This is a genomic window from Sphingobacterium multivorum, assembly GCF_039511225.1.
Lineage (GTDB): Bacteria > Bacteroidota > Bacteroidia > Sphingobacteriales > Sphingobacteriaceae > Sphingobacterium.
On the sequence record NZ_CP154261.1, the window covers coordinates 2,732,842 to 2,753,589 of the forward strand.

17 protein-coding genes and 1 pseudogene are annotated in these 20,748 nt (G+C 40.0%); 16 read left to right on the top strand and 2 right to left on the bottom strand.

The genetic code is table 11. The annotated features are described in order from the left end of the window. The first annotated feature begins 26 nt into the window (after nt 1-26). From AAH582_RS11160 to AAH582_RS11175, 4 genes are all read left to right on the top strand, one after another. Nucleotides 27-398, top strand: a complete 372-nt coding sequence (locus AAH582_RS11160) for a DoxX family protein (RefSeq protein ID WP_046676261.1) — start codon at nt 27-29, stop codon at nt 396-398. Nucleotides 399-1,318: 920 nt separating this feature from the next. After that, complete coding sequence (locus AAH582_RS11165; RefSeq protein WP_046676263.1) at nt 1,319-2,029, top strand: membrane protein; 711 nt, start codon at nt 1,319-1,321, stop codon at nt 2,027-2,029. A 15-nt stretch (nt 2,030-2,044) separates the two neighbouring features. After that, nucleotides 2,045-4,279 carry a TonB-dependent receptor gene (locus AAH582_RS11170; protein ID WP_343322181.1) on the top strand — a complete coding sequence of 745 codons (2,235 nt, stop codon included), beginning with the start codon at nt 2,045-2,047 and terminating at the stop codon, nt 4,277-4,279. A 78-nt stretch (nt 4,280-4,357) separates the two neighbouring features. Further along, nucleotides 4,358-4,804 carry a VOC family protein gene (locus AAH582_RS11175; protein ID WP_343322182.1) on the top strand — a complete coding sequence of 149 codons (447 nt, stop codon included), beginning with the start codon at nt 4,358-4,360 and terminating at the stop codon, nt 4,802-4,804. Nucleotides 4,805-5,464: 660 nt separating this feature from the next. On the opposite strand, the gene AAH582_RS11180 is transcribed toward AAH582_RS11175, so the two are convergent. Next, the gene (locus AAH582_RS11180) at nt 5,465-6,265 is read right to left on the bottom strand and encodes a CPBP family intramembrane glutamic endopeptidase (protein ID WP_343322183.1); all 801 of its coding nucleotides are present in this window, start codon (nt 6,263-6,265) and stop codon (nt 5,465-5,467) included. A 115-nt stretch (nt 6,266-6,380) separates the two neighbouring features. On the opposite strand from AAH582_RS11180, the gene AAH582_RS11185 reads away from it, so the two are divergent. The 6 genes and pseudogenes from AAH582_RS11185 to AAH582_RS11210 all read left to right on the top strand — a co-directional run bounded on the left by AAH582_RS11185 (nt 6,381) and on the right by AAH582_RS11210 (nt 11,984). Next, nucleotides 6,381-6,968 (top strand): hypothetical protein, encoded by a 588-nt coding sequence (locus AAH582_RS11185; protein WP_343322184.1) that lies wholly within the window; start codon nt 6,381-6,383, stop codon nt 6,966-6,968. A 228-nt stretch (nt 6,969-7,196) separates the two neighbouring features. Next, a complete protein-coding gene (locus tag AAH582_RS11190; protein ID WP_231585348.1) occupies nt 7,197-8,543 on the top strand; it encodes a Gfo/Idh/MocA family protein in 1,347 nt (448 codons plus the stop codon). A 459-nt stretch (nt 8,544-9,002) separates the two neighbouring features. Continuing rightward, on the top strand, nt 9,003-9,593 hold the full coding sequence (locus tag AAH582_RS11195; protein WP_313372527.1) for a phosphatase PAP2 family protein: 591 nt from the start codon (nt 9,003-9,005) through the stop codon (nt 9,591-9,593). After that, entirely contained in the window at nt 9,580-11,100 is a 1,521-nt protein-coding gene (eptA, locus tag AAH582_RS11200) for a phosphoethanolamine--lipid A transferase EptA (RefSeq protein WP_046676269.1), read from the top strand. The genes AAH582_RS11195 and eptA overlap by 14 nt, the downstream gene beginning before the upstream one ends. A gap of 24 nt (nt 11,101-11,124) precedes the next feature. Next, a pseudogene (locus AAH582_RS11205) lies at nt 11,125-11,315 on the top strand (penicillin-binding transpeptidase domain-containing protein); the annotation flags it as partial. Between the two features lie 51 nt (nt 11,316-11,366). Beyond that, complete coding sequence (locus AAH582_RS11210) at nt 11,367-11,984, top strand: class I SAM-dependent methyltransferase (RefSeq protein ID WP_046676270.1); 618 nt, start codon at nt 11,367-11,369, stop codon at nt 11,982-11,984. A 72-nt stretch (nt 11,985-12,056) separates the two neighbouring features. Here AAH582_RS11210 and AAH582_RS11215 read toward each other — a convergent pair whose 3' ends face one another. Then, entirely contained in the window at nt 12,057-12,398 is a 342-nt protein-coding gene (locus AAH582_RS11215) for a winged helix-turn-helix transcriptional regulator (protein ID WP_070560815.1), read from the bottom strand. A gap of 93 nt (nt 12,399-12,491) precedes the next feature. Here AAH582_RS11215 and AAH582_RS11220 point away from each other — a divergent pair, with 93 nt between their 5' ends. The 6 genes from AAH582_RS11220 to AAH582_RS11245 all read left to right on the top strand — a co-directional run bounded on the left by AAH582_RS11220 (nt 12,492) and on the right by AAH582_RS11245 (nt 20,670). After that, on the top strand, nt 12,492-12,782 hold the full coding sequence (locus AAH582_RS11220; protein WP_046676475.1) for a redoxin family protein: 291 nt from the start codon (nt 12,492-12,494) through the stop codon (nt 12,780-12,782). Nucleotides 12,783-12,792: 10 nt separating this feature from the next. Further along, nucleotides 12,793-13,596: a DNA alkylation repair protein gene (locus AAH582_RS11225; RefSeq protein WP_343322185.1), complete on the top strand. Its 804-nt coding sequence runs from the start codon at nt 12,793-12,795 to the stop codon at nt 13,594-13,596. 182 nt (nt 13,597-13,778) lie between these two features. Further along, nucleotides 13,779-16,544: a TonB-dependent receptor gene (locus AAH582_RS11230; RefSeq protein ID WP_343322186.1), complete on the top strand. Its 2,766-nt coding sequence runs from the start codon at nt 13,779-13,781 to the stop codon at nt 16,542-16,544. Nucleotides 16,545-16,561: 17 nt separating this feature from the next. Next, nucleotides 16,562-17,878 (top strand): DUF4876 domain-containing protein, encoded by a 1,317-nt coding sequence (locus AAH582_RS11235; RefSeq protein ID WP_343322187.1) that lies wholly within the window; start codon nt 16,562-16,564, stop codon nt 17,876-17,878. Between the two features lie 67 nt (nt 17,879-17,945). Then, nucleotides 17,946-19,499, top strand: coding sequence for a DUF6850 family outer membrane beta-barrel protein (locus AAH582_RS11240; RefSeq protein WP_343322188.1), 1,554 nt, complete (start codon nt 17,946-17,948; stop codon nt 19,497-19,499). Between the two features lie 40 nt (nt 19,500-19,539). Then, complete coding sequence (locus AAH582_RS11245; RefSeq protein ID WP_343322189.1) at nt 19,540-20,670, top strand: cytochrome-c peroxidase; 1,131 nt, start codon at nt 19,540-19,542, stop codon at nt 20,668-20,670. The last annotated feature ends 78 nt before the right edge of the window (nt 20,671-20,748 follow it).

Below are 20,748 nucleotides of genomic sequence, written 5' to 3' on the forward strand. Positions count from 1 at the left end.
ATTTGTAGGAAAACAAAAAGTATAACATGGAAACGATTAAATCAGTCGCTCATTGGTTGAGCTATGCGTACTACCTTTATGTATTTGGATATGCATCATTATTCAAAGTTTTTCAAAAGAGCGCCATGATGCAAAGCATGCAGTCCTTGGGTTTTAATAAGACTTGGACGATCATTATCGGAATAGGGGAACTAATGGGGGTAGTATTGCTCTTAATAGGTTTGTATAACCCACAATTTAAGAATGCTGCAGTACTGCTGTTGTTTCCATTTGCGGTTGCGGCGTTTACGGCACATATGGCGCATCAAGAGTATCATCATTTCTACAACTCCTTGCTGATGTGTGTCCTTAGTATTGTGCTGTTGGCCACAGACAAAACCTTTAAAATTATACTTTAAATCCTGCGTCAGCTTTAGCATGATCATTAGAAAATTAAGATTATTTTGTGGCTTAATTTTCTGATGATCCTATGTTTATTCCGAAGCAAGTGGTGTTGGAGATGCAAGAGGGAAAATAATGTGATAGACTGCAATTATAAGCGGTATGGCAAGCCGGTCGATAGCCGAAAATATAGGAACGACTTGATCGGTTGTAAATCGTGATTTGTGCTAATTTAACTCTGTTGGTTTATGCTGGGATATTTTGTTTTTCTACCGTTTTATTGCGTTTTTATTGGTATAAGTAAAGTTTTCGCGCTGTTTTTTTTAGATATACATTTTTTAGTAGGTTAGAAAAAGGCTATAAAATTCAAGATTTGTGCTACTCTACACGATCAAACTTATAATACATTTGATCTATCAATCCCATAGGGATGTTACATGCTATGTATAGGTATTTAAGACAACTTTTAATGGTTTTGCCCATTGTTTTTTTCTGTATGTTTTTTACAGGTAAAATAAACAAGGATGTCTTTTCACATACTGCCTATAAAAACACGTCAAAAACGGCAATAACTTCTTCACAATCCCATTTCGATTTTTATGTCGGATCGATCGAAGAATGCTCGTTCGAATGGCGTTATGATCAACATTTAGCATATGCCGTTCGGCTCTGTACCTTGGGACTGATTCTACCAATTTTCTTGCTATTTGCGGATAAGAAGTCATGGCATAGTTTTTATGAACTCCAAAATAAATATCTATCGAACAGGCTGCCAGACAGGTGTATCCTATACCATTCCTTTAAAATTTTCGGTTAAATCCCTTTTCCTTTTCGTGAATATCATCGGTTGGGTCGACAGACGGCTATAAAACCGATTTAATAAATCATTGCTTGAAGAAAGCGGCTTAATCAGCTGCTTTGCTATTAAATCATTTATATGAACACAACACTTTACGCATTAGCTATTACAGCTATTACGATCAGTTTTTTTCATACTGCATCGGGGCCAGACCATTATCTGCCATTTATTGTATTGTCCAAATCGAAAAAATGGTCGTTGGGGAAAACCATATTATGGACCATAATATGTGGGCTTGGGCATGTTTTCAGTTCGGTCATACTGGGGATTATTGGCGTTTATCTTGGATGGCAGCTCAATAAGATTAGCTGGTTACAAGACGTGCGCGGCAATGTTTCGAGTTGGGCACTATTTATTTTTGGACTTGGATATTTGATTTACGGGATCTGGAAAATGTCAAAGAAGCATTCTCATAAGCATTTTGATGTGATGGGTGATGAGGTGTATGTGCATGAACACACGCATGGGAAAAGCACATCAGGGCATCATCACCATCATCAAAAAACGAAGGTAACGCCTTTGGTATTATTTGCAATTTTCGTCATGGGACCATCGGAACCATTGATTCCACTTTTATTTTTTTCAGGTGCTCACCGCTCAATGCCAGAGGTGATTACACTGATCAGCACTTTTACCATCACAACAGTGGCAACCATGGTCGGGATGGTCTTGTTGGGAATTTATGGTTATAATTTGCTCAACACCGAAAAACTTGATCGCTATGTACACGCTATTAGTGGTGCTGTCCTGTCAATTTGCGGTGCGGGTATGTTATTTCTGGGATGGTAATTTTTTAAATAGGATATGAACAAACATCAAATCACCTTTTTTATAAGCCTAATGGCTACTACACACAGTTATGCCCAGCAACATGTAATTCAGGGAACTGTGAAAGATAAGGATAGTAAACAGAGATTAGAAGAAGTCAATATACGTTACCAACGTGGAATAAAACATAGTCATACAGCATCGAATGGTACTTTTTCCGTACAGCCGGGAACATTTCCGGATACTTTATTGTTGAGCCGGATTGGCTATCTCGATCAGGTATACATCCTAAAAGAAACGAAGTCTCCGATTGAAATCGAGATGCAAAAAAATGAAGTGCAGTTGAGTCAAATTCAGGTGGATGCATTCAATAGCAGTAAAACATTGAGCAAAGTTGATTTAAGTAAGATTCCCGTTAATTCGGCGCAAGATCTGTTACGAAAAGTTCCTGGGCTCTTTATAGCACAGCATGCCGGTGGTGGAAAGGCTGAGCAAATATTTTTGCGTGGATTTGATAATGATCACGGTACAGATATTGCCATTACTGCAGATGGCATTCCCGTTAATATGGTCTCTCATGCGCACGGTCAAGGATACGCAGATCTCCATTTTATTATTCCTGAAACGGTAAAAGACATTGATTTTGGCAAGGGTGCTTATTATGCAGACAAAGGCGATTTGAACACATCGGGTTATGTTAATTTTACCACCTTGGATCATTTGGATCATAATCTTTTTAAGGTTGAAGGCGGTTCTTTTGATTCCTGGCGTACCGTGGCCATGCTTAATCTGCTGAATAACCATGAGCAGAATAAATATGCCTATGCCGCAGGAGAGTTCAATTATTCGAATGGTCCTTTTGACATCAAGCAAAATTTTAGTCGTGTCAATCTATTTGCGAAATATAATCAGTGGATCGATGAGAAACATTATATCAATCTCCAGGGGTCCATATTCAGTTCGGGTTGGAATGCATCGGGTCAGATTCCGGAGCGGGCTGTTCGTCAGGGACTGATTAGCCGTTGGGGTTCGATTGATTCTACAGAAGGCGGGAATACATCCCGCATGAATTTGGCGATGCAATACCGTGCGCTGATCAGTGATCAGGAAAGCTGGGAAAGCAATGTTTACTTCTCGCGCTATAACTTTCAGTTGTTTTCGGATTTTACTTTCTTTCTGAAAGACCCCATTCATGGCGATGAAATAGAGCAGGTTGATAATCGATACTTGTACGGTATCGAAAACAAATACAATCGCCAATTTCATTTTGATCATAGTCAGCTTTCTTGGACATCGGGGTTTGGGCTCCGAGTGGATGATATCAAAGATCTTCAACTGAACCATGTCTATCAGCGCGACGAATTATTGGATCGGCTTTCGCATATTTCGGGTGTAGAAATGAATCTTCATGCCTATAGCAATCTGGATTGGCGTATTGGAAAATGGACGATTAATCCTGCATTACGTGTCGATCACTTGATTTTCAACTTGCATGATAAGCTGAAAAGTGATCCTGCAGGGCAAGAGGCTTCTGCAACAAGAATCAGCCCAAAGCTGAACTTTGGATATACGTTCAATCATAGCGCCCAAATCTATTTGAAAACGGGTATGGGATTTCATTCCAACGATATCAGGGTGGTGATGGAACAACAGGGAAAAGATATTATGCCCATTTCCTTTGGTGCAGATCTTGGCTTGATCTGGAAGCCAACTGATAACCTCTTTATCCAGCCTGCTTTATGGGGGTTATACCTGCAGCAAGAATTTGTGTACGTCGGGGATGAAGCTGTTGTAGAGCCTTCAGGCAAAACGAAACGTCTGGGGGCTGATTTGAGTCTACGCTATCAAGCTACTCCATGGTTATATTTTGATGGCGACATCAACTATGCTTACGCGCGGGCAATTGACCAACCAAAAGGCGGAAACTATATCCCGCTGGTACCTTCTTTAACAAGTACAGGGGGAGTATCTGTGAAGCTACCGCTCGGCATTTCGGCCAACTTGCGCTATCGTTATATGAATACAAAACCAGCGATAGAAGATAATTCGGTACGTGCTAAAGGTTATTTGGTCAACGATCTCCTGCTGAACTATGGCGTGGGAAAATGGAATTTTTTGTTGCAGGTCCAAAACGTATTTGACACCAAATGGAATGAAGCACAGTTTGAGACCGAGACTCGATTAAGAAATGAACAACAGCCCGTTTCTGAATTGCATTTCACCCCTGGAACACCTTTTATGGTAAAAGCTGGCCTGTCCTATAAATTCTAAAGACTGGGTAAAGTGGTCGCCTTAAAATTTTCCTTTGTATCTTTAATAGGAATTATAAGTCCTTATAAATGATGTATTATGGAAAAGAGTAAGTTACTTCGAATGGATAATATGGGTATCGTGGTGGAGTCGTTGGACAACGCGATTTCGTTTTTTTCAGAACTTGGTTTACATTTGGAGGGAAGGGCACAGATTAAAGGGGAATGGGCAGGTCGAATAACAGGTCTCGGTGCTCAGCATGTGGAGATCGCCATGATGGTGACACCAGATGGGCATAGCCGATTGGAGCTTTCAAGATTTCTTGATCCAGCGATAATTGCAGATCATAGAAACGCTCCGGTCAATGCCTTGGGTTATTTGCGGGCAATGTTTACCGTTGAAGATATAGATGATGTACTGCGGCGGCTAACTGACAATCATGGAGCTGTGCTGGTCGGGGAGGTTGTACAATATGAAAATGCGTATCGTCTCTGTTATCTAAGGGGAGTAGAGGGATTATTGATTGGTTTAGCACAACCGCTATAAGGTAATTGATATGAACTGGTAAAAGACACCTATAGGAATAGGTACAAGGCAAGTGATAGGAATTGAATCTTTGTACGAAAAAAGAAAATTTAAGAAATTTCTATGTTTTACAAAATAAATAGGAAACTAAGACGTTATTGATACAAATACTTTTCATAAAATAGGTTAATATATGGCTAAGACCCTAGAGTTCCCCGCTCTAGGGCTTTTTTGTAATTATACGTCCGGGAATAACGAAATTTTGTACAATCTGTCTGGATCGCGTTCTTTCCTGATCAATAAAGCGAAATTTAGCTACTTGATGAAAGCCATGAGGAGGGCCTAAGAATCTATTTTTTAGATGCTGTTTTCAGCGATGAACTCGTCGTTATCACTGGTTTTGCAATTTTGCCCAAACTGGATATAAATTAGGCAATTTTTGAACATGTGGTCATTAGTATAATCACACATAAGACGAGTAATATAATAACAGATGTGGTGTAAGGCGTTCTTCTCATAATACTTTTTTTTACTTAGTAGTTTACAAAAGCCGTGCCTTTATTTTTAGAACTTGCAGTAAGTCTGGTTGTTGTAGCTTCGTGTCTACAAGGCGTCGATATGAATAAGGAAATGATATGTTTGAAAAAGCTTTTGCCGATGTCTTGTGCATCGATTGTGGAATTAATGGATCTGGTTCCTATTGTTCCTTTGAAACGATGTTTTTTTTGATAGTCTATAGATGATGAGAATACCCAAAAGCATTACAATCGTATAGGCAATAAACGCGATGTTTTCAGACTGATGTTCGCTACCCTTTGCAACACTCTCTACCCATAAACCTGTATTGTTTTTAAATCCAAACGCCCAATGGGTCAGGTTCCAGCCGAAGTGTAGTCCGATAGATAGTGCAATATTGCGGGTTCTTAGTACTGCAAGACCAAAGAGTACGGCTCCAAGTCCTGAACCCAGTACTGCCGCCTTTAGTGTAAAACCGGTAAATAAATGTTCTAAAATAAAAACAAGTACCATAATTGAGAAGGCCACAACAGTGCCGAGTTTATCTTTCAATCGCCATAAGAAATAGGTTCTAAAGACCAACTCTTCCCGACAGGCGACGAAAAAGTATAGAAGAATATGTATTGTCAGTATTTTTGGGTCGATAAATACCTGTTTTTTAAAAGATACTTCGGCAAAATTTGTTAGTATTATAACCATAAGGCCGACCATAACAAAACCTAAGCATAAGCCAGCGCTAAAATTGAGCACACTCTTTTTGTTAAACCCTAACCCAATTTGAGAAAAACTAATTTTATCCCAAGCTTTAAACAGGTAAACTAAAGCCAAGCTGAGGAATGTCGCGAGGCAGAGTGAAAGTAAATCAGGCAACGCTGTCTGTTTGGTCACAGCGGCAGCGAAAGCAAACAACACCAGCGAAGCCACGTAAAATAATATTACTTTTAGGTATATGGTTTCTCCTTTCATTTCCTAACTGTTTGGTAAACGTGAATTTACACTATTTTTGAAGAAATAGTGAAGGTTATCTGAAAGAGTGGTGTGCTTTTTGTTTATAGGGGAGAAAGATTAGAGAAATAATAATATGAAGTATCCTTATTTAGGAATTAGTATGGTATGTGCGGCCCTAGCGAGCATGGCCAATTCAAAGGCTGTATTTGCCGGAGAGCAATTAGCTGTTCAACACATTGAATATGTGCAGGTAAATTCAGACTCATTGAAGGTTGAACAATTAGCAACAGCGCTGAGAAAGGTGAAGCCTATCAGTTCGGCTGATTTTAAGGCAAAGTTCAAACCGGAAATCAACGGATTTAAGCTCACAGAGGTGACGGCTTTCGAGGATGCGGAGACAGGATCTTACGCAACGGCAAACTATGTGAAGGGAGAGCAAAATATTTATTTGATGGTTACCGACGGAGCCGGTCCAGGTTCGGATCAGGTAAAGTTAAATTTGATGAACTATATCGACCTAAAATCAATTGAAGACCTAGGAACCAAAATGCAGGTTAAGCCTTATAAAGGTTGGCTGGCGTCTTTTGACTGGAGCATGTTTGAAAACGATGGTTTGACTAGCATTCAATATCTCGAATCAAATCGATTTGCAACTGTCTCTTCAGCAAATAATGTAGCAATTGAAGAATTAGAGAGTTTTTTGAATAGTTTTAGTCTATAAGAAAATTGGCACAGTCCCGGAACCTTTAATCAAAGCCGGGACTCAGTCCATCAAACGGATTTAATCCATTCCCCGACTGCTAATAGTCGTTAAATATCTATATCTTCCGAGCCTTTCTTTCCGTAATTTCCCAGATTATCCGCTCTATAGCTGCGCTTGTTGATGCAATATTTTATTGTTTATTGCTTATTTTTCTTATATTAGGTAATAAACCAGCAAATTGTGTCTATGTTCAATCTAAATCGGAGAAAATTTATTCAAGGAGCGGGAGCAGTCTTAACTTTATCCGCGTTGCAAGTTAAAGGTCTGTCGTTTAAAGATGCGATTAAAAATTTTCGGGTCGGATTGATCGGTGCGGGTTGGTATGGGAAGAGTGATTTGTTCCGTTTAATGCAGGTTCGGGATGTTGATGTTATCGCCATATGTGATGTTGACGACAACCATTTGCAGGAGGCGGGGCGATTAACTGCTGAGCGCCAGGTTTCAAAAAAGGTTCCAAAGCTTTATAGAGATTATAGGGAGATGCTCGCTAACCATAAATTCGATCTTATCCTTATTGGCACACCGGATCACTGGCATGCAAGACAGGCTATAGACGCGATGCGTTCGGGGGCTCACCTTTATTTGCAGAAACCCATCAGTGTGGATGTACTTGAGGGCGATGCCATATGGCGCGCGGCTAGAAAATATAACCGGAAAGTGCAGGTAGGGACCCAACGGCGGAGTACGGCGCATCTCATCGACGCTAAGAAGCGGGTGGTCGATAGCGGCCTGCTTGGTAAGGTTTCGCATGTGGAGATGTGCTGCTACTATCATATGCGGAAAAATGGTAACCCGCCTACACAACAAGTTCCAGAGTTCTTAGATTATGAGTTATGGACAGGACCGGCACCTTTACGAGCTTACGATGGTTTACCGCATGGCAGCTGGTGGCGAACCTTTATGGCTTATGGAAATGGGATAACCGGCGATATGGGGATGCATATGTTTGATACGGTACGTTGGCTTTTGCAACTTAAATGGCCCAAAAGCGTGAGTGCCAAAGGCGGTATTTATGTCCAAAAAGAAGGCAAATCGACGATTGCAGATACGCAGACCGCTCTATTTGAATACGAAGATCTTAACTGTGTCTGGCAGCATAGGACATGGGGAGCAGCAACAGACCCTGAATATCCTTGGGCATTTGTTATATACGGTGACAAAGGTACTTTAAAGGGAAGTGTGATGAAATATGAGTTCATTCCCATCGGAGAAGGTGAGACTATCCGAAAGGATGTTATCTTAGAAAAAGAGACGTTTCCTAAAGATCTGGAAGAGCATCGAATAGAACTGCATACAGCTCCGGCAACGCGACGACATATGCTTGATCTTTTATCAGCAATTGAAAATAATCACCTACCTGTAGCCGATATTGAAGAAGGCTATATCTCCACCGCGAGTTGCATATTAGCCAATTTGTCGATGCAGTTGAATCGGCCCCTGGTTTATGATCCTACGCAAAAAATATGTATTAATGACCCTGAAGCAACTCAATTATTGCAGAGAGGGTATCGCAGTCCATGGCAACATCCGTAATAACAATATCAAGCGACGGATACCGGCAAATTGAAAAAACGCACCCGTCAAAATATGCCATGCGTATGGACCGATTTGGCATTTATCAATATATAGGACGTTCCTGACCTAACGGCAAAGGGATCCAATAGATTAAACAAAATATGTTCAAGCTTAAAATTCTAAATTTCTACAGAATTCGAACCGTTCTTTACTCGATTAAAAGACGAGTAGACGATGAATATGAATTCGACGATAACCCATAATTATGCTAGGCTTAGAAAACCTTTGTTCTTTCTACCTATACTTCTATTAGTTCTGCTCATGCTATTTCTCTATTTTAATCATGCATTGAATGTATATGGCTATACGGTCATTCAGAAGAATAGCTTTTTCACAATAAATGCTTACCTCGGACAATATCCAAATCTTGAGTCTAATTTTACACAGTTTGGAGATTGTTTAATTAGCCTGTCACTATTGAGTGTTTTTGTATTATATGCGCCTAAATTATGGGAAGCATTGATATCAGCATCGCTAATTTCAGCTTTTTTTTCCATTGTTTTAAAAGTGGCATTTGCTGTACCACGACCTGCAGCGGTGTTTAATCAAACGAGTTTTTTAATTACTGGTAAGATGCTTCTTGGTAACAATAGCTTGCCTTCGGGCCATTCCATTACGATATTTACAACGCTGACCGTTATCATGTATGCTTTTATGCCGCAACGATTGAGTTATAAAATAATGTGGTTTTTTGGTTTAACATGTATTGGGTTAATGCTTGCTTTATCTCGCGTCGCGTTGGGGGCACATTATCCATTAGATGTAGTTAGTGGCTGTATTATAGGATATGTTTCGGGGCTGCTCGGAATTTTTTTTAGCAGGGAATTTAAATTATGGAATTGGGTCAACGACCAACGGTATTATCCAATTTTCATTTTATTATTCCTCGTTTTCAGTATAGTATTGGTCAATAGAATAATTAATGATAATTTGCTAATATTTTATTTTACATTTATCTGCTTAATTAGTACACTTTATAAAATCATTACCGTTTATGCTAAAAAATAGCTTAAAACTAGTTCATTTTGTCCTTTTCATGAGTGTGTTGAATTTTATATTCTTCCATTTTCCATTTTATACTTTTGTTTTTAAAAATGTTGATTATAAGAGTTTTGGGGGCATTGTTCTGATCGGCAGTCTAATGATTTTGATGCTGGTGATGAATGCTTTTGTACTTTATCTATTTTTTTCAGCCTCGCGTCGCTTCGGGAAATCGATACTTGTGTTGTTCTTTCTGATCAATTCAGTAGCCGTTTATTTTGTAAATACCTATAGCGTTATTTTGGATGAAACCATGATCGGCAATATCTTGAATACCCGTTATTCCGAGTCCAGCGGTTTCTTTTCCCTGAAATTGATCGTTTATCTCGTTTTTCTCGGTATTATTCCCAGTATCTTCATTATTAAAGCAAAAATAATAAAGGATAAACCAAAGAAGTTCTTTATCACTTCGTCACTTTCGCTATTATTTATCGTTATTTTAATATTCGCCAATGCGACTAATTGGTTATGGATCGACAAGAATTCGAAGACTTTGGGCGCACTTGCCATGCCGTGGTCTTATACCGTCAATATTTCGCGTTTTTACATTCACGAACATCAAAAAAATAAAAAAGAGATTTTATTGCCAGATGCGACGATAACTGACCACAAAAAGACAGTGGTTGTCCTTGTTATTGGTGAATCTGCTCGAAGGGATAACTTTTCCTTATATGGCTATCAAAAGAATACAAATCCGCTACTTTCCAAAACACCCAACCTTTATCATTTTGACGCAACTTCTTGCTCTACCTATACGACGGCAGGGGTAAAATGTATATTGGAACATAAAAATACAGATGATTTGTACGAAATCCTGCCGAACTATCTCTATAGAAATGATGTCGATGTGATCTGGCGAACAAGTAATTGGGGGGAGCCACCTGTACATATTAAAGAATATGAAACAAATGATCAACTTGCCACAAATTGTAAGGGTGAAGGATGTGCTTACGATGAGGTACTTTTAACAGGTCTAAAGGAGCGAATATCCTCCAGTAAAAAAGATAAAATTTTTGTTGTGCTCCACACAAGTACAAGCCATGGGCCAACATATAGCAAAAAATATCCCGCTCAATTCGAACTGTTTAAACCTGTATGCAATAGTGTTGAACTCGGGAACTGTTCTAAAGAAGAGTTGATCAATGCTTATGATAACACCGTGGTTTATACAGATTATATTTTACATAATCTGATTGAGGATCTAAAACAATTGAAGGAATATAAGAGTGCCATGTTGTTCGTCTCGGACCATGGCGAATCGCTGGGTGAAAATAACCTGTATATGCACGGATTGCCGATGAGCATTGCACCAAAAGAGCAATACGAGATTCCCTTTATTGTTTGGGTGTCTGATCATTCAAAACAGTTGAAACCAAATAAAACGTTGACCCAAAATCACGTATTTCACAGTGTGTTGAAATTTCTGGATATGAAAAGCCCTATTTATGATGAAAATATGGATATTTTCGAATAGACAGGACTGCTGGGTACAGTTTGGTCTAAAACGGGCTGGACTATGGCCAATCAGATCAACACCGAATGGTGGATAGGTTATGTTGAGCAAAAAGAAAAGATTTATTTCTATGCAACGCGGCTTATTCAGGACCGCAAGTTCAATCGTCCTGATTTCTCGCGCTGCCGCAAAGAGATACGCGGAAAGTCTTTAAGGAGCTAAAAATTTTGCCTTAAACCTTAGGGCATTAGATATCAATCATCAAATTTTACCAGGACAATAGACAGATGGAAAATTTTAATCGAAAGAAGCATTGGGAAGACATATACGAAAACAAGCCGCTGGAATCAGTGAGCTGGTATCAGCCCAATCCAGAAGCATCGCTACATTTTATAGAGCAAGCTAACCTTCCAAAAAAGGCGAAAATCATCGATATAGGTGGTGGTGACAGTTTCCTGGTTGATTTCTTGCTGAAAGCAGGATTTGAAGATATTACTGTATTGGACATATCCAACGCGGCAGTTGAACGAGCGAAGAAGCGATTAGGGGATGAGGCGACTAAAGTCAAATGGATTGTTTCGGATATCTTGGATTTCGTTCCCGACGCAACTTATGATTTTTGGCATGATCGGGCCACCTTTCATTTTTTGACTGTTCGCCAGGAGATTGATCGTTACATCAAAATCGCAGATCAATCAATTGCGGTGGGAGGTATTTTAGTTGTTGGAACTTTTTCTGAACAGGGGCCAAAGAAATGTAGTGGCATTACTATTAAACAGTATTCAGCACAATCAATAAGCGATTTATTCCAGACATGTTTTAGGAAAATTGAATGTATGACTATTGACCATATAACACCCTTCGACACGAAACAGCATTTTGTGTTTTGCAGTTTTCGTAAATAGATGTCATAGCAGGGGTGAACGCATTTCGTACAAATAGCGCATCGGTGTGTGAATCGAATCTGCCCCTTTGTGCTAATTTTTATTGGAATTTTCCAATAAAAGTTCTCCCCAGGCATTTAATTTCCAGAGTACTTCCACTAAACTTTTCCCTAAGGGTGTCAATGAATACTCTACTCTGGGAGGAAGCTCATGGAAAGATTGTTTACTTAAAATACCATCATTGACCATTTCGGCCAATTGTTGGTTTAGCACCCGTCTATCAACTGTTGCAATACCACGAAGCATTTCACTTGGGCGTTTTTCCCCTTCATTGATACGCCAGACAATCGGAATTTTCCATTTCCCACTAATTGCATTGACGGCAAATTCCAATGGACATATTTTTTGTTTTATTGCTTTCTCTGTTATACTCATAAAATTGACTTTTTTGCCCCATAGGGATAATAATATGCGGTATTGTGATTGTGCATTTACTTTTAAAACTTTGCAGAAATAACGTACAGCATCATGAAAAATTTAGAACACAAAATTGCTAAATTAAATGCGAATTTAGCTAATCTTCGTCTTGAAATAAAGGAAATATTTGGCAGATCCATTCAGGATCTTCAGTCTGGCGATCTAACCGAAAAGAGCCTGCAGATCGGGGACAAGGTCCCGAATTTTAGTTTGATGAATTCGCTGCATAGCGAAATTGAGCTCGGAAAACTTCTGGAGAATGGAAAGGTTAGCGTGGCCTTTTTCCGCGGCAACTGGTGTCCTTACTGTAATCTCGAGCTAAGACTAATATTGATGCGTTAATCATACAGCTATGAGCAAAGTACAACGTAAAGGGGCAAGGCGGACAGCTGATATTTCAATAGACTGCCTAGCCAGTCTGAACCGCGGTGAAATTGAAACTGCAAATCTTGTAGAGTGGCTAGCTGTTGACCAACGGCTTTTACTTGCGCACATTCTTCAGCAGAATGCGCGCATTCACTACATAAAGCCAATCTTGTTGCTGTTGGAGCAGTTACAGAAACCGACGGTAAATTCCATCAATGAAACGATCGGACGTGCGCTGTTCGACATGATCACACAAAATCGTGATAATACCTTCCTGACAATATTATCCAATCATCCTGCAGATCTCGTGCGTTGCTGGGCGACCTACGCGATTGGAAATGATAAACAGCTTGAAATTGAGGAACTGCTTTCATCAATACGTCCTTTTGCTGCAGATACACATTTTGGTGTACGAGAAATCAGCTGGATGGCCATCCGTAATAGGATAGCTTTTGATTTGGACAGGAGCATTACCTATCTGAGCCTATGGGCGATGGAGAAGGATGAAAATGTGAGGCGTTTTGCTTCGGAGTCGACCCGACCGAGGGGCGTATGGTGTAAGCACATCGATCGGTTGAAGCAGGAACCAAGTCTAGCCTTGCCTATTTTAGAACCCCTAAAATCCGATCCTTCAAAATATGTTCGGGATAGCGTCGCAAATTGGCTGAATGACGCAAGCAAAAGCCAACCTGGTTTTGTTAGAGCACTTTGTCATCGTTGGGAAGAAGAAAGTAATACCAAGGAAACACACTACATCATTCGAAAAGCATTACGCACAATTTCGAAGTAAAAATTATCCGTGTCAGTATTCTGTTTTTTGCGTCTTTCTAGTTCATATTTAATTTTTTATGCAGTAGTTTATTTAGAATTATTAAAAATAATTTGAAATACTGTGTTAAAATACGTTACATTTGCATCTGTTTAGAATCATTTTAAATAGATGTGCCTTTTTGTGCGCTTTTATTCTCACTTATGAAAAAGCTCTATTGGACTAGTTTTATTTTACTTTACACAATTGCAGTTGCGCATGCACAGTCGATATACATCCGGGGAAAGATCACTGATAGTAATAAGAAAGTCCTATTGGGAAGTACTGTTATTTTGGATCAACTAGGACTCTCCAGTATGAGCGATGGCCGTGGTGAATATCGTTTAACCATCCCTAAAGAGCAGTATGGCAAACTTGTTACGCTATCGGTTTCCTACATTGGTAAGAAAAAGGTTGAAAGGACAGTCCTGTTAGATTCGATGCAAAAGATTGAAAATTTTTTGTTGCAAGATATGAGTCTTGCTCTTGAAGAAGTTGGGGTACAGGCGAAGAGAGGGGAGTTGAGCAACTCATCACTCGTATTTGATCGCGAAATGATTGAACGTTATCCGGCGCTAAGTTTAAACGATCTGCTGAACCGATTGCCAAACCGAAAGAATACAGCCCCTTCTGTGCAGGAGATGCAAAATCTGACGCTGAGAGGTGCTTTTAGTGAGACTACGGGACGATCGCGAGACGCGAATGAACTGAATAACTCCTTTGGTGTCGCTATTATAATGGATGACATGGTTTTGGGTAACAATGGAAATATGCAAGGGCGGAATGCTGGAATATTTGGTATGTCTTCCTCAACGAATGCAATTAGACCTTCAGATTATGGTTTAACTGGTCGACCGACAACGGGAAAATTCTATTCTGGAGAAAATGTTTTTACCGGTCTGGATCTGCGTCAGATTCCGATAGAAAATATCGAACATTTGGAAGTTATTTCTGGCGTAGCACCGGCACGCTATGGCGATTTATCAAATGGTGCCGTTATTATCGAAAGGCAGGCAGGCAAGACTCCGGCTTTTTTTAGGCTTCAAGTGCGGAGCAATGCAACTTCATATGGTCTGTCTAAGGGAATGCAGCTCGGAAAAAAGCTTGGGACAATTAATGTGGATTTAGGTTATGTGCAGTCTTACGCAGACAATAGAGATAAGCTGAAACAATACGACCGCGTAAATGGAACTTTGATATGGACAAACTATTTTGGCCCAGATAAGCGTCTGAAACAAACCTTCTCAGGCTCTTACAATAAAGTTATTGATCAGGTCCGAAAAGATCCAGATGATCCACTCTCGAATGCCATTTCTTTTGGCGGCTGGGGTTGGAATGCTGCTAGCCGAACCAGTTACAAATTGGACCATAAATTCCTTAAAAGCATTAGTCTCAATGCAGGAATAAGTTCAACACTGCAGAAAACCTATCGGGAGTATTACTATAATGGTGCAGTCGTGCTGTATACCGATTCTGTGCAAACTGGAATTGTAGAGGGACAATATGCACCGGGTCAGTATACTGCGCTAGATCATGTGGATAATAGACCATTGAATTTAAATGCCCGATTGGAAGGAAATGCCATCGCAATTACCGGCGATATTATCCACAAAATAAACTTTGGAAGTAACTATAGTTATGACATCAACCGTGGAAAGGGGAGAATTGCAGATCCTTCTATTCCCAAAAAGGATCTTGGAGCGAGATCGGATAGGTATTATGATTTTTCATTAACAAACGCTTTGCAAAATCTGGGCTTGTATGCGGAGGATGCTATGCGGACAAAAGTATGGGGAAGGGATCTTAGCATGCGGGCGGGCGTTCGCTGGGATCTTATGAATGGTCACTCTTCTATTTCTCCAAGAACGAACATCAATTATTCACTTTCTAAATCAACTCAGATTGGGCTAGCATACGGCTTGTCCTTCAAATCTCCTGGATTAGCACAACTATATCCCGGGCCTACTTTTGATGAAATTATATTGCTCAACTCTTATAATGGTAAGGTTGACGAAAGTATGGCATTGATTTACTTGCGGCGTTATGAAAAAGATAATAGCAATCTCAAAAGTAGTGTAGGGCAAACGCTGGAATCATCGTTTTCATGGCATAAGAATGGGCATCAGCTACGTACGAATCTTTTCTATAAGAAAAATACGCGCGGAATCAACACGGTTACGGCTGATCAACTCATTGACTTGCCTACTTATACGGTTACTGCGGTGCCCGGGGGCAAACCAATAGTTGAACAGACGGGGACGAGAAGCTATTTAATGTCCAATCTGTACTTTGCCAATAGTAATAAATCGTCCAATATTGGTGCGGAACTCATGTATTCTACACCCAGAATTCAACAGATTATGACGACTTTCTCCGCTACTGCCGCATTTACCCTAGCCAATTCTAGTTCCAGTGCGCTGAGCCGTTTGAATTTTAATGCCGAAAAGACAGCGTTAGATGACGTTATCCTTGGATTTTTTCCGTCCAAATCTACCAAGAACTATTTAAGTCGAGCGCAGTTACGAAGTTCAACTCATTTTCCGGCTTTGCGTTTGATTATTGAACTGAGTGCCGACTGTGAATTATTAAACTACAATAAATCTAATTACCGAGATATTATTCCTGTAGGATATTATACACGTGATTATACATATCATACCATTGATCAATTTGATATAAACAATGCGAAGCATCTCGAATTATACACAGCAAGGAAAAATGAAGCTGACTTGGCAAATATTGAAAACAACTATGTCTACTGGAACTTTGGTCTCAATATGGCCAAGGAAATAGGCAAGAATATTTACCTGTCATTTAACGTCTATAATTTTCTGGATTACCAACCGCGCTTTTATAGGGAAGGAGCCTCTTCAGTGCAAGCCCCCAATTCATCTCCCAACTATGGCGCCCAACTGACTTATAAATTTTAACATAAAAACTAAACACAATGAAAACTCGTTACTTAATTCCTTTTCTCTTTTTACCTTTTATCTCCTGTAAAAAAGATAATACACCCGGTGTACAACCGCTGGATATTAAGCTGAATTTAAAATATGCTTCTGAAAATTTTAATACCAAGTTGGACTTAAGCAAGGTTATTGTTAAGATAACCAATCTGGCAACAAAAACCAGTGCTACATATTCTTCGTCCCAAGGTGTGGTCAACCTGACTTCTATTATACCGGGTGAATATGATATTGATGCTTCTATTACGATACCCAAAGCACAATACAACAGTTTGACAGGAGAATCAAGTATTGAGGACGTGACATTCAATGCTTCGCTGAAAAAAATCAGTTTAACCAGTTCTACGACTTTGGATATGGAATTGGTTGCAGGTCTATTGGGCGACTTTGTCATCAAGCAGATTTACTATGCAGGTTCTGATAATAAAGAAGGAGCGGTATTCAGGGATCAGTTTTTTGAAGTTTACAATAATACAGAGCGTGTTTTATATGCCGATAGTCTTTACTTTGGCCGGTTATGGGGAAGGCAATCTCCGACCAGTCAATCCGATTACTATCAATCCAATGGCCAATTGGATTGGAGTAAATCTTCAGGAATGGGCGGCTACGAATCAGAAAATACAGACTATGTTTACTTAAGAGATTTATTTATGATTCCTGGCAATGGAAAGACCTATCCAGTGGAACCCGGCAAAAGCATTGTAATTGCGCAAAATGCGCTAAACCATAAAGCACCGTTTGTTGGTAATAATGGAAAAGAAGTAGCCATCAAGAATCCGGATCTTACAGTAGACCTGAGCAAAGCTAATTTTGAGGTTTATTTTGGAGATATCCCTGGTAAAACTCCTTTTGCAACAGATATTGACAATCCGGCTGTTCCCAATGTGGAGATATTGGATTATGCGGGGAATGACTGGATATTGGATAATTTAGGGCGGGATGCTTATGTTATTTTTAAGCACGCGAATCGTTCAGACGTGGAGAATTTGAAGAGCTATGCGGAACCGTCCATCAGTGTTCCGACTTCCACCGCAAAAAAATACAGACAGTTACCTGTCGGTTGGATTATGGATGCCGTAGAAGTACAGCCAAACACCAAGGACGCGAGAATTCCTAAAAAATTGACGGCGTCACAGGATGCAGGTTTTACTTTCGCACCATTAGGTGGCTATTCATCGCAATCTGTAATTCGCAAAACCGAAAAAACGAACAATGGAGTTCGTAAATTAAAAGATACAAATAATTCCACAGAAGATTTTATCGCGATAAAAGCAAATCCATTTGGATTTGGTGATTAATGAAAAACGGTTATTCCCAATACCAGCTTTTTCGTTGGAAAGCTGGTATTTTATAAAAAATACCTGAATGAAAAGTGTGAGATACATCATGTTATTTTGGGGGGCTTTCTTAGCCTACCACGCTGTCTTCGGGCAGAGTACGTCTAATTCTTTAGATTCAACAGCAGCTTTGACCTATTGGTATCAGCCATCATTTGTGATAATGCATGATATGGCCATACGAAATAGGGTATGGATTCCTGAGGAAGTCAAAAATAGATCTTCTCTATTTGGTATTCGGCACAGCAGGGGGCAAGGAGACTTTAAGGCGGCGCAAGGAACTGATGGTCTCATTCAATCCCAATTGTATACGGAAGGGAAGACCGATTGGCGCAAAACTAGCTTTTGGGGGAGATTTTCATATGATCGCTCCGCAGAAGACAGTACTGCTTTGCGCCATCAGTCACGATGGAATGTCGATGCGCCATTGTATTTTGGTTCGTTGCGAAAAAATAAATACAGTCGAGAGACCTATAAGCTCGATGCGGGAATCCAAAGAGCATTCTTCGATGCCAAGCTCCCAATTTCCCTTGGCATCGATTATCGATTAGGCTCTCACTACTCCAATAATGATCCAAGAGGCGATATCAAGGACATGAACCTGCAGTTTGAATTGAGTGTTGGTCACAATCTGCCAACATTTTCTTACCATATTGCTGGTATTTGGGGATATGGTTCTGAACGGGTCAACGTGGGCTATAAAAATGACAAGTATACAACCAATACAGAAGACCCATTGTATGTCAATTGGATGATGAACGGTTTTGGAAGTGCGAGTGAGCGACTAAAAGAGATCAATTACAACGATATCATTCACCGTAAAGGCGTCGGCGCGCATATCTTGCTGAAACCCAATGATAGGAATAAGATCTATTTTAATAGTCGCTATCTAAATGAAGAACAATCATTCAGACGAAATGATAACTCAAAACAGACCTATTTGTCCTTAAATGATTATAAAAAAGATATCGGATCAATCGATTTTTTATGGAGCCGGCAGATGCATCGTAAGCGATTGCTAAGAGTAGCGCTGCAGGGACAAATTGAAAATGGACAGGATTTTAATTATAGTTATCTAGCAAATAACTACACCTATCGTCGGCACGAAATTTCGTTTAAAACTCAATTAGGCGTACATCAGTATTTGTTTGAAGGCCATGCTGGTATGTATAAGACCGAGAAAAAAGATGGTGTTAGCGGTAACCAAATGGAATTTGATCAAGTTAAACTGGGACTGGGACTGAATCGAACATTCCGGCTCGGCCAGTCGGCCGATATAATAGGAACAATCGGCTATACTAAACAATGGTCACCAAGCCATAATCTCTACGTATCTGAGTTGAATACAGGGGATTTTGGGAAGCAGATACTGTATCAAGATTATCTTTACGACACCGCTCCAAGTAATAGCTGGAATATGTCCTGGGTATGGGGCACGCATCATGCAAAGAACAATTGGAGCATACAGCTCCAGATGGATTATCAGTGTAGGGGTAATTTGGTACCGATAGACTATACGTTGTCAAGTGTACCGGGTAAAAATTGGTTTCTGGGTAAATTGGGGGTTTCTTATATATTTTAAAATAGTTATCGTACTTGTTTATAAGCATAATTAAGAGAGAATGAAAAAGCAGTTTTGTGTATTGGCCACTATTGTTGGTTTTGTGGGTTTGCTTTCTATGAAAGATCAACAGCAAGCCTTTGATGATGAGATACAGCTTTATTATCGACGGCCGGTGAGCGAATGGCCAAAACCAACAATTGATGTCGGGGCTCATTGGAATGAATTTAAGTCTCTACCCAAGATCGATACCGGTTATTTTTCTTTAATGGAAAAGCCTGATGTGAAGTTGGGGAAATATCTTTTTTTTGACCCCATTCTATCGGGAAGCAATCAAATATCCTGTAGTAGCTGCCACAACCCCCAGACTTCCTGGGCTGACAAGCTTACCGTACCAGTTGGTAATGATCATCTTGAAGGCACGCGTAATACGCCATCTTTGCTCAATGTGTATGCACGCAAGGAATTGTTTTGGGACGGTCGTGCTGGTTCATTGGAGGAACAAGCGTTGGGTCCTATTGAAGCTCATCATGAAATGGATATGGAATTGACAAAACTGATTCCCAAGCTAAAGGCCATCCCCGGATACAACAAATTGTTTGCGGATGCTTTTGGGGAAGCCGATTATTCGATGCTGGAGGTACTGAAAGCCTTAAGTGCTTTTCAACGGACATTAACAAGTAGAAGAAGCCGTTTTGACGAGTTTTTAGATGGCAATTATAAAGTGTTGTCTGATCAGGAAGTTCGCGGTCTTCATTTATTTCGCACCAAAGCGCGCTGTATGAATTGTCATAATGGTCAATTTTTTACCGATGATCTGTATCACAATATTGGTCTCACCTATTACAAACGGAAATATCAGGACCTGGGACGATACGAGATTACAAAGGATCCTGCTGATGTAGGACGTTTCCGTACACCATCCCTACGTGACGTGATGAATACCGATCCGTGGATGCACAACGGATTGTTTTGGAATATGACCGGTCTATTGAATATCTACAATAGTGGTATGCAGATGAATTCCGCTACTGCTGAACAGAAAGCAAAAGATCCACTTTATCCTGTAACTGATCCATTGATGCAACCCCTAAATCTGACAAAAGATGAAATAAAAGATATTGAGGCCTTTTTGCATGCCATCACAGGGACTTCTTATCGTATGCGCCGTCCCGAAAGTTTACCGAGATAGATGACAGCCGAACAATCGTGAAGCTGTGTTTGCATACTGTTCGACATGCTATATTGAGAGTGGGGCAACTTCAGGATA